This is a genomic window from Sodaliphilus sp. (assembly GCF_045598405.1).
Lineage (GTDB): Bacteria > Bacteroidota > Bacteroidia > Bacteroidales > Muribaculaceae > Sodaliphilus > Sodaliphilus limicaballi.
This window is the reverse complement of sequence record NZ_JAZLLZ010000114.1, coordinates 1-9816: the sequence shown is the minus strand read 5'-3', so window position 1 is coordinate 9816 and position 9816 is coordinate 1. Positions and strand designations below refer to the sequence as shown.

General features: G+C 55.1%; 7 protein-coding genes. All 7 read left to right on the top strand.

Features of this window, described 5'->3' with window-relative positions:
- Window positions 1–264 precede the first annotated feature (264 nt).
- The 7 genes from ACKI3C_RS08080 (at window position 265) to xerD (ending at window position 9752) form a co-directional block, all read left to right on the top strand.
- Window positions 265–522, top strand: coding sequence for a hypothetical protein (locus ACKI3C_RS08080; RefSeq protein ID WP_407403849.1), 258 nt, complete (start codon window positions 265–267; stop codon window positions 520–522).
- 101 nt (window positions 523–623) lie between these two features.
- A complete protein-coding gene (locus tag ACKI3C_RS08075) occupies window positions 624–1262 on the top strand; it encodes a DUF4294 domain-containing protein (RefSeq protein WP_407403847.1) in 639 nt (212 codons plus the stop codon).
- A 163-nt stretch (window positions 1263–1425) separates the two neighbouring features.
- Window positions 1426–2784 carry a sodium-dependent transporter gene (locus tag ACKI3C_RS08070; RefSeq protein WP_407403845.1) on the top strand — a complete coding sequence of 453 codons (1359 nt, stop codon included), beginning with the start codon at window positions 1426–1428 and terminating at the stop codon, window positions 2782–2784.
- Window positions 2785–3060: 276 nt separating this feature from the next.
- Window positions 3061–5832 (top strand): leucine--tRNA ligase, encoded by a 2772-nt coding sequence (gene leuS / locus ACKI3C_RS08065; protein ID WP_407403843.1) that lies wholly within the window; start codon window positions 3061–3063, stop codon window positions 5830–5832.
- Between the two features lie 185 nt (window positions 5833–6017).
- Complete coding sequence (locus ACKI3C_RS08060; RefSeq protein ID WP_407403841.1) at window positions 6018–6971, top strand: transporter; 954 nt, start codon at window positions 6018–6020, stop codon at window positions 6969–6971.
- A 32-nt stretch (window positions 6972–7003) separates the two neighbouring features.
- Window positions 7004–8500, top strand: a complete 1497-nt coding sequence (locus tag ACKI3C_RS08055; RefSeq protein WP_407403839.1) for a serine hydrolase domain-containing protein — start codon at window positions 7004–7006, stop codon at window positions 8498–8500.
- A gap of 343 nt (window positions 8501–8843) precedes the next feature.
- Complete coding sequence (gene xerD, locus ACKI3C_RS08050) at window positions 8844–9752, top strand: site-specific tyrosine recombinase XerD (protein WP_407403837.1); 909 nt, start codon at window positions 8844–8846, stop codon at window positions 9750–9752.
- Window positions 9753–9816: the final 64 nt, after the last annotated feature.

The following is a 9816-nucleotide window of genomic DNA, read 5'->3' as shown; positions in this document are numbered from 1 at the left end:
TCTACACAGTCATTTCTATTCCTCAAATTGCAAACATTTCAATGATCTTGTGCCTTCGTTGTTCCCGAAAGCGAGTGCAAAATTACAACAAGTTTTTGAACTGGCAAAATCTTTTCGGGATTTTTTTTGATATTTTTTATTAAATGGCGGGTAATGCGTTGTGTGATAACACGATAGCGAAGTGTTAAAGAATTGTTAAAGATTCCACGGCGGGGGGAAGGGGGCGCGATGCGGGGCGGAGGGGGCGGTGATAGAGGGCGATAGATGGTGATAGATGCGATAGTTGCAATAGATGCAATAGATGCAATAGATGCAATAGATGCGATAGATGCAATAGTTGCAATAGTTGCAATAGATGCAATAGTTGCAATAGATGCAATAGTTGCAATAGATGCAATAGATGCAATAGATGCAATAGATGCAATAGATGCAATAGATGCAATAGATGCAATAGATGCAATAGATGCGATAGTTGCAATAGTTGCGATAGATGCGATATGCAATAGAACTTGCTATATATAATATAGGTGTAATGGGGATATTGCGGGGTTTTAACACTATTTATATTAGTTTTTTTGCGTTGTATTGAATCTTTGGTGTATTTTCGCACAAAATTTTAAGTGATGAAACGCTTGATGCTAATATTGACAGTGCTCTGCTGGCTGGTGGTTCCGGGGCGTGCTCATGCGCAGGATGCGGTGAGCACAATCGAGGTTCCGTCGGCGTTGCAGGACGTGTGGGCCGGCATGTATCATTTCATTGAGCCCTCGACAGGCGACACGCTGGCGATGCTGGTGTTTAACCCCATCACTATCTATCCCCGCGAGCGTTTCCGCAACAAGAAGGAAGAGGAATTCTACTGGAAGACGGTGCGCGACGTGAAACGCACGCTCCCCTATGCCAAGGCCATCAGCGCCATGCTTCTCGAGACCTACGAGTACATGGGCACCTACAAGAACGAGAAGGAAAAGCAGGAATACATGAAGGCGTTTGAGAAAAACGTGTTCAACCAGTACAAGCCAGCGATGAAAAAGCTGACCAAGAACCAAGGCAAGATGCTGATCAAGCTCATCAACCGCGAGACGAACCAGAACAGTTACAGCATAGTGAAAGCGTTCCTGGGCACGTTCAGGGCCGGATTCTGGCAGACGTTCGGCAAATTCTTCGGCGTGAGCCTGAAGCAGGGCTATCACCCCGAAAAGAACAAGGAAGATGCCGTGATAGAGCGCATCTGCGTGCGAGTGGAGCAAGGCTCGCTGTGACGCCTGCAATCAAAATATAACCTAATAATGCACCTTTTCCTGTGCGGAAAGGTGTTTTTTATGCAATTTGGGTTGGTCAAGTGGGAATTTGTTAGTAATTTTGCACCGTCAATAAGAGATTTTTATAAATTTAGGCTAAAACATAGCAATTATTAGTGCAAATATGTCACAACTGAAAAAAAAGAAGCGCATGGGCTTTGCCACCCGCATGGGTGCCGTGGCGGCAACAGTGGGCGGGGCAGTGGGCCTGGGCAATATATGGCGCTTCCCCTACGAGGCTGGCCAGAACGGCGGCGGAGCATTTATCCTGGTATATCTGATATGTGTTGTCATACTTGGCATTCCCGTGATGTTGAGCGAGTTCGTCATAGGCCGCTCGACCCACAAGAACATGATGGGTGCCCTCAAACAGCTGTCGCCCAACAGCAAACTATATGGGTTCTCCTACATCTGCGTGCTGGGCTCTATCGTCACACTGGGCTTTTACAGCGTGGTGTGCGGCTGGGTGGTTGAATACCTGCTGCTGGCAATCAAGGGCAGCCTCTCGGGGCACACTCCCGAACAATACAGCGAGATATTCGGAAACTTTGTGGGCGACGCGTGGCAGTGCACCCTGTGGACGGTGCTGTTCCTCGTGGTCAACTTCGCCGTGCTGAGCCGTGGCGTGCAGCATGGCATCGAGCGCGTGTCGAACGTGATGACGCCGCTGCTGTTCCTGCTGCTGGTTATCTTCTGCGTGAACTCGCTCATGCTCCCCAACTCATGGGAGGGCATGGAGTTCCTGTTCAAGCCTGACTTTGGGCACCTCACCTGGAAAGGCGTGGTCAACGCCATGGGCCAGGCATTCATGTCGCTCACCCTGGGTATAGGCTGCCTTGTGGCCTATTCGTCATACTTCAAGGACGACACCTCTCTCACCCGCGACGCAGTGACCATAGCCTCGCTCGACACGCTGGTGGCCATCCTTGCCGGCATCGTCATTTTCCCTGCGGTGTTCTCATTCGGCATGCAGCCCGAGGCTGGCCCCAAACTGGTGTTTGAAATCCTCCCCAGCGTGTTCCAGCAGATGACGGGCGGCTATGTGTGGGCGCTGCTGTTCTTTGTGCTGCTGTTCTTTGCGTCGCTCACATCTACCATCATCCTGAGCGAATGCCCCATCGTGTTCATCAGCGAGGAGTTTCACATGAGCCGCAACAAGGCGATATGCTGTGTTGCCTCATTCTCGCTAGTGATAGCCGTGCTTAGCGCCCTGTCGTTCAACGTGCTGAGCGATGTCACCCTGTGGGGTATGAACTTGTTTGACTTGTTCAACTATGCAGCATCAAACGTGTTCATGCTGATGGGCGGCCTGTTCACGGCGGTGTATGTGGGCTGGTTCCTTGACAAGCGCATCATCGCCGACCAGCTGACCAACCGCAACCACCTGAACAAGTACGTTCTCAACTACACCGTGCTGTGCCTGCGCTGGGTGGCTCCCGTGGCAGTGGTAATCATCTTCCTGGCCTGCGTGGGACTTATCTGACACACAATTCCCCACACAGGCACAGAGATTATTTTACTGAAAGAAATTATTCGAAATTAAAAGAATTTTTTCTATCATTGGGTTAGGGTTTTATGCCTAAAATGAGGGGGCTCTTGGAGCTTTGCCCCTGCGCGCCTACACGGTTGTCAAATGTACTGTCCTATCGGACAGAATGCGATTTTGATGCGGTTGCCTTGTTTTTTCGTGTTTCGTCTTTCGTCTTTCGTTAGAAAATTGTAACTTTGCAAGTTAGAATATAAAATAACACAATATACAATGGATTACAAGTTTAACGAGATTGAGAAAAAATGGCAACAGTACTGGCGCGAGAACAAGGTGTATCGCGCTGAGGTTGACCAGAGTAAACCCAAGTTTTATGTTCTGGACATGTTCCCCTACCCCAGCGGTGCAGGCCTTCACGTGGGCCATCCCCTGGGCTACATAGCCAGCGACATCTACACCCGCTACAAGCGCCAGCAGGGCTTCAACGTGCTGCATCCCATGGGCTATGATGCCTACGGCCTTCCCGCCGAGCAGTATGCCATCAAGACAGGCCAGCACCCCGAGGTGACAACTACACAGAACATAGCCCGCTACCGCGAGCAGCTCGACAAGATAGGCTTCTGCTTTGATTGGGACCGCGAGGTTCGCACCTGCGACCCTGGCTACTACAAGTGGACCCAATGGGCATTCCTCAAGATGTTTGGCAGCTACTACAACACCGAGTTGCAGAAGGCCTGCCCCATCGAGGAGCTCGTGGCTTTCTTTGAGAAGAACGGTAACGAGGGCTGCAACGCCGCTACCAATATCGACGACGTGTTCACTGCCGAGCAGTGGAACGCCATGAGCAAGGTTGAGAAGAACGACATGCTCATGAACTACCGCATCGCCTACCGCGGCAAGACCATGGTGAACTGGTGCGCCAAGCTGGGCACAGTGCTCGCCAACGACGAGGTGAGCGAGGGCCTGAGTGTGCGCGGCGGTTATCCCGTGGAGCAGAAACTCATGAGCCAGTGGTGCCTGCGCGTGAGCGCATATGCCGGCCGCCTGCTGCGCGACCTCGACACAGTGGACTGGACCGACTCGCTCAAAGAGACCCAGCGCAACTGGATAGGCATGAGCCAGGGTGCCGAGATGTATTTCAAAATCGCCGACAGCGACGAGAAGATGCTCATCTTCACCACCCGCGCCGATACAATCTTCGGTGTCACCTTCATGGTGCTTGCGCCTGAAAGCGACTATGTGAACCTCGTGACCACTGCCGAGCAGAAGGCACAGGTCGAGGCTTACCTTGCCGAGGTGAAGAAGAAGACCGAGCGCGAGCGCCTGATCGACAAGAAGGTGAGCGGCGTGTTCAGCGGCAGCTATGCCGTTAACCCCATCACAGGCAAGAACATACCCATCTACATCAGCGACTATGTGCTGGCAGGCTACGGCACAGGCGCCATCATGGCAGTGCCTGCCCACGACTCGCGCGACTACGCCTTTGCACGCCACTTCGACCTGCCCATCATCCCCTTGATTGAGGGCGCCGACGTGAGCGAGGAGAGCTTTGACGCCAAGGACGGCATCATGATGAACTCAAGCAACGACATGCTGCAGCTCGACGGCCTGCAAGTGAAAGAGGCAATCGCCAAGACCAAGGCCTTCATCGAAGAGGCCGGAATAGGCCGCGTGAAGACCAACTACCGCCTGCGCGACGCCATCTTCAGCCGCCAGCGCTACTGGGGCGAGCCCTTCCCCATCTACTACGACGAGGACAACCAGCCCCAGGCATTGCCCGCAGACCAGCTGCCGCTGCAGCTCCCCGAGGTGGATAAGTTCCTTCCCACCGAGGACGGCGAGCCCCCGCTGGGACGTGCCAAGAACTGGGTGGCCACCAACGGCCAGCCCCTGGAGCTGTGCACTATGCCCGGCTTTGCCGGCAGCAGCGCCTATTACCTGCGCTACATGGACCCACACAACGACGAGGCCCTCGTGGACAAGCAGGTGAACGAGTACTGGCGCCAGGTAGATCTCTACGTGGGCGGCAGCGAGCATGCCACAGGCCACTTGATCTACAGCCGCGTCTGGAACAAGTTCCTCTATGACTATGGTTACGTGTGCGAGGCCGAGCCCTTCAAGAAACTCATCAACCAGGGCATGATCCAGGGCCGCAGCAACTTCGTTTACCGCATCAAGGGCACCAACAAATACGTATCACTCAACCTCAAGGACGAGTATGATGTGCAGCCCATCCACGTGGACGTGAACATCGTGAAGAACGACGCCCTCGACCTCGACAAGTTCCGCGCATGGAGCCCCGAGTATAAGGATGCCGAGTTCGTCCTCGAGAACGGCAAGTATATCTGCGGCTGGGCAATCGAGAAGATGTCGAAATCAATGTACAACGTCGTTAACCCCGACGATATCGTGGACCGCTACGGTGCCGACACCCTGCGCCTCTACGAGATGTTCCTGGGTCCGGTCGAGGCCAGCAAGCCCTGGGACACCAACGGCATCGACGGCGTGAACCGTTTCCTCAAGCGCCTGTGGGCACAGTTCTTTGGTGGCGAGGAATTGCGCCTGAACGACGCGCCCGCAAGCAAGGAGGCCCTGAAGAGCGTGCACAAGCTCATCAAGAAGGTGACTGCCGACGTGGAAGCGTTCTCTTACAACACCAGCGTGGCAGCGTTCATGATATGCCTCAACGAGCTGACCGGCATGAAGTGCGACAGCTGCGAGGTGTATGACCTCTTCGTCCGCCTGCTCGCTCCCTTCGCGCCCCACATCGCCGAGGAGCTGTGGCACGTGCTCGGCCACGAAGGCACGGTGTGCGACGCCCAGTGGCCCGTGTGCAACGAGGAATACCTCAAGGAATCATCGGTTAAGTACACCGTGATGATCAAGGGCCGTCCCCGCTACAACATCGAGGTGGCTGTGGGCACCGACGCCAAGGAAGTGGAGCGCATAGCCCTCGCCGAGCCCGCGGCACAGAAGTGGCTCGAAGGCGGCACTCCCAAGAAGGTCATCGTGGTTCCCAACAAACTGGTGAACGTGGTGATTTAACGGAATTTTCTATCTCCCACAGAGACACAGAGGGCACAGAGATTTTTTTTACTGAAAGAAATTATCCGAAATTAATAGAAATTATTTAATGCAAACCACAGATTACACAGATTCAACAGATTATTTATTTCTCTCTGTGTCCTCTGTGCCTCTGTGGGAGATAGAAAATTTCTTTTAATTACCTTATGCGCAGGATAATACAATTCTTAAAAGACTGGACACTGCCCTCGGCCATCGTGACCGGGACAGTGTCCTATCTCGTCTTTGCCGGCATTCCTGCCCTCGACGGCGCCGCACGGTTTTTCAACCCCATCTTCGACGCCATCTTCCCGTTTTTCATGGGAATGATACTGTTCACCACCTTTTGCCGTGTGGATTTCAGCAAGATGCGTCCCACGGCGTGGCACTGGATCATCACCGTGTTTCAGGTGGCCATCACTGCGGCGCTGGCGGCGGTGATCATCGTGAGCGGCATCGGCGGCGACCAGCTTGTGATAGCCGAGAGCCTGCTCACCTGCGTCATCGCTCCCGGAGCAGCCGCGGCGGCTGTGGTCACGGCCAAGCTGGGCGGCAATCTGGAATCAATGACCACCTACACCTTTGTGTCCAACTTCATCACCGCGCTGCTAGTGCCCACGGTGTTCCCGCTCATTGACAACACGCTCGACATCTCGTTTGTCGAGGCATTCCTCGCGATACTATACAAGGTGTGCCTCGTGCTCGTGGTGCCCATGGCGGCTGCCTACGTTGTGAAGCACTACCTGCGCCGCCTCCATCAGCGCATCGTAGCCATCGAGGACTTGTCGTTCTACATGTGGGGCATCTCGCTGAGCATTGTCACCGGCAGCACGGTCAAGTATATCGCCCATGCCGGCACCACTGTGGGATTCGTGCTGGTCATTGCGGCTATCTCGCTGGTAATGTGCCTAGTACAGTTCGCCACGGGGCGATATGTGGGGCACTTCTTCGGCGCAACGGTCGAGAGCGGGCAGGGGCTTGGGCAAAAGAACACCGCGTTTGCCGTGTGGATTGCCTACACCTACCTCACGCCGCTGTGTGCCGTGGGGCCAGGGTGCTACATCCTGTGGCAAAACGCCATCAACAGCCTGGAAATATGGCACCACAGGAAGCATCGATAATAACGACATTAACGATAATAACAAAAAAAACAATGAAGAAGATATTACTCATGTTGTGTGCCGCCTGGGCGGCTGTTGCGGTGGCCCAGGTGGGCGACTTGCAGCGTTCCACTCCTGCCGCCGAGGGTGTTGACCCAGCGGCAGTGAACCGTTTCATCGACTCCTTGCAGGTGGTGAAGCAGACCGACATACACCACGTGATGGTGGTGCGCCACGGCAAGGTCATCGCCGAGGCCCACCCCGCGCCCTACCGCGCCGAGGACGCCCACACGCTCTACTCGTGCAGCAAGACCTTCACCTCACTTGCCGTGGGACTTGCCGTCGAGGAGAACCGCCTGCGCCTCACCGACCGCGTGGCAGCGTTCTTCCCCGAAAAACTGCCCGACAGCATTTCGCCCCGTCTGGCCCAGATGACCGTGCGCGACCTGCTCATCATGGGCGCCGGCATCAAGCCCGACTGGATAATGCGCAACAACAACCCCGACTGGATCACCGAGTGGCTCGCCAAGCCCGTGACCGACGAGCCCGGCACCCGTTTCCAGTATGACTCGATGTGCTCGTTCATGCTTGCCGCCATCGTGCAGCGCGTCACCGGCATGACCATGCTCGACTACCTCAAGAAGCACATATTCAACGACATGCACATCACCGAGGTGGACTGGGAACAAAGCCCCGACGGCATCAACACCGGTGGCTGGGGACTGCGACTGCAGGCCGAGTCGCTCGCCAAGGCCGGCATCCTGATGCTCGACCGCGGCAAGTGGAACGGCAAGCAACTCGTGCCGGCACACTGGATTGACGAGGCCGTGACCGCCCACATCAACTACGACTGGGTGAAGCCCTGCGACGCCCCCACCGAGGGCAACCGCGGCTATGGCTACCAGGTGTGGCGATGCAAGAACGACAAGGCATTCCGCGCCGACGGAGCCTTCGGGCAGTACATCGTGTGCATACCCGAGGCCGACATGGTGGTCGTGATCACCGGCTACAGCAACGACGGCCACGGCGAGCTCGCTTGCATATGGAAACACCTCATGCCCGGCGTGGACAACGTGGCCGGCAACGCCACCATTGCCCAGCAGCGCCTCGAGAAATCGTGCAATGCAGCCGCACTGCCCGTGCTCAAAGGCAAGAAGACAGGCGCCGCAATGCCTGCCCAGCTCAACCTCGACGCCAACAAGCACGGCATCTCGACTATTGCCGTCGGCCCCGACTGCAGCATGACTCTCGCCTACTCCGACGGCCGCCGGGAGACCATCGCCCTGGGATATGGCAAGTATCTCTACAGCTCGCTCAACGACGTGCCGCCTTACTCCATCGAGGCAATGGATCGCTTCAAGGGACTCAAGCGAAACTTCGAGGCTGCCGGCTGCTATGCGTGGACCAGCAAGCAAGTGTTCGCCGCCAGGATAGAATACGTTAACTGGATAAGCGCCACCACATTCAGCATCGACCTAGCCCGCGGCACCGTCACCATCACCGACAACTTCGCCCAGGCCAAACCCGAGACCATCCACTTCGCCCGCTAACCCAGTCTCCCACGATCTCCCAGTCTCCCACAGAGACACAGAGGGCACAGAGATTTTTTTAAGACATAAGATTCTAATAATTTTAATTTCTGAAAAAAAAAACCTGATAAATCTGCATAATCTGTGGTTAATAAAAAAATTTCTTCTAATTTCGGATAATTTCTTTCAGTAGAAACAATCTCAGTTTAATCTGATAAATCCGTGGTTAATAAATAAATTATTCTAACTATTTTAATTTCTTTCGGTAAAACCAATCTCTGTGCGAGATATAAAAATTTCTTCTAATTTCGGATAATTTCTTTCAGTAGAAAATCTCTGTGGGAGTTGAGAAATTTTCAGTAAAATGATACCTATCAGCGACATAACCGGTGTGAAGCGCCGCTTTGAGGTTTACCTCAAAGTGGAGAAAGGCCTGTCGGCCAACACCGCCGAGGGCTACCTTCACGACGTGGAGCACCTGGTGGGCTACCTGGGCAGCGCTGGCAAAGCAGTGGATACCGCCACCGATGCCGACATCGAGCAGATGGTGTGCACGCTCAAAGACATGGGCATACAGGCACGGTCGCAGGCACGCATCATCTCCGGCATCAAGAGCTTCTACAAGTTTCTCCGCCTCGAAGGGTATATCGACCACAACCCCACCCGGCTGCTCGAGACCCCCAAGACCGGCCGGCACCTGCCCGACGTGCTCACGCTCGACGAGATCGACGCCATGGTGGCGTGCATCGACATGAGCACCTCCGAGGGAGTGCGCAACCGCGCCATCATCGAGACCATGTATGGCTGCGGGCTGCGGGTGAGCGAACTCACCGGCCTGCGCATGTCGTGCGTCTATGAGAGCGATGAATATGTCGTGGTCGAGGGCAAGGGCAGCAAGCAGCGTCTAGTACCCATATCGCCCGTGGCGCTGCAGTGCATAGCCCAGTATGTCGAAAACGTGCGCAGCCACATGGTGGTCAAGGCTGGCTGCCACGACGTGCTGTTCCTCAACCGCCGCGGCGCGCAGCTCTCGCGCCAGATGGTGTTCCTCATCATCAAGCAGCTGTGCGAGCTTGCCGGAGTGCGCAAGACCGTGAGCCCGCACACCCTGCGCCACTCCTTTGCCACCCACCTGCTCGAGGGCGGCGCCAACCTGCGTGCCATCCAGCAGATGCTAGGCCACGAAAGCATCTCCACCACCGAGATCTACATGCACATAGACCGCACCCGCCTGCGCCAGGAAATCCTCACCCACCACCCCCGCAACAAGTAACCACCCCCCCTCTTCACACGATCTCCCACAGAGACACAGAGGCCACAGAGATTTTTTTAAGACA

Bases quoted from the DNA above. Each gene is read 5' to 3' on its own strand.
- ACKI3C_RS08080 (WP_407403849.1), top strand. From the start codon at position 265: ATGGTGATAGATGCGATAGTTGCAATAGATGCAATAGATGCAATAGAT.
- ACKI3C_RS08075 (WP_407403847.1), top strand. From the start codon at position 624: ATGAAACGCTTGATGCTAATATTGACAGTGCTCTGCTGGCTGGTGGTT.
- ACKI3C_RS08070 (WP_407403845.1), top strand. From the start codon at position 1,426: ATGTCACAACTGAAAAAAAAGAAGCGCATGGGCTTTGCCACCCGCATG.
- leuS (WP_407403843.1), top strand. From the start codon at position 3,061: ATGGATTACAAGTTTAACGAGATTGAGAAAAAATGGCAACAGTACTGG.
- ACKI3C_RS08060 (WP_407403841.1), top strand. From the start codon at position 6,018: ATGCGCAGGATAATACAATTCTTAAAAGACTGGACACTGCCCTCGGCC.
- ACKI3C_RS08055 (WP_407403839.1), top strand. From the start codon at position 7,004: ATGAAGAAGATATTACTCATGTTGTGTGCCGCCTGGGCGGCTGTTGCG.
- xerD (WP_407403837.1), top strand. From the start codon at position 8,844: ATGATACCTATCAGCGACATAACCGGTGTGAAGCGCCGCTTTGAGGTT.